This window comes from Oleiphilus sp. HI0066, assembly GCF_001635725.1.
The window spans coordinates 1-660 of record NZ_LWFH01001271.1 but is presented as its reverse complement, the minus strand read 5'-3'; the positions used below and the strand labels follow the sequence as shown (position 1 = coordinate 660).

1 pseudogene is annotated in these 660 nt (G+C 42.4%); it reads left to right on the top strand.

Annotated elements, in window-relative coordinates:
• Positions 1-126: 126 nt before the first annotated feature.
• Positions 127-471: pseudogene (locus A3738_RS32670) on the top strand (hypothetical protein); the annotation flags it as partial.
• Positions 472-660: the final 189 nt, after the last annotated feature.

The window sequence follows — 660 nt, the reverse complement described above, 5'->3', positions numbered from 1 at the left end:
TGTATCTCAATTCAGATATTTGGTTTAACGACAACACTACAGTATGACGGCAGTGCGGTTTTCGAAGGGCAGTATTGGCGACTGATAAGCGCGCACTTTAGCCATCTAACTTGACTTCACTTAAGCCAAAACATGGCTGCTTTATTGTTACTCGTTTATCTACTTCCTTGCCTAAAAAGTATAAAAACCCTAAATCTCGTATTTGTTATTAGCGGAATAGCGATCACAGGTATGTATTATCTATTCTTTCCGCTATCCATTTCCTATGCTGGCTTAAGCGGTTGCCTTCATGCCCTAGCAGCTTTTGGCATACTGAAACAGATATTTAGCTCTTCAATTAAAAATGCGAGAGTCGCTAAAACTCTAGCATTTTTACTTTCCGTCAAACTTGGGTACGAAGTATTTGCCATCAACGATACCTCTATCGCAACAGAGGCACATTTGATTGGGCGATATCAGGACTGTTGCTGACAATATGCTTCAATTATTTAGAACGTATCGGCCTACTCTGGCGCCGCACACTCAGACCGCGCGGGGTCATTTGAGCAGCGAATCTTCCAAAGAAGAGTCAAAGCCTTAGCATCCATCTTCCCTTCTTGTTTCAAGCTCACCCTAATTTCTTTACTGAAACGATCCAGCTCTTTCTTCGTATCGGCATCG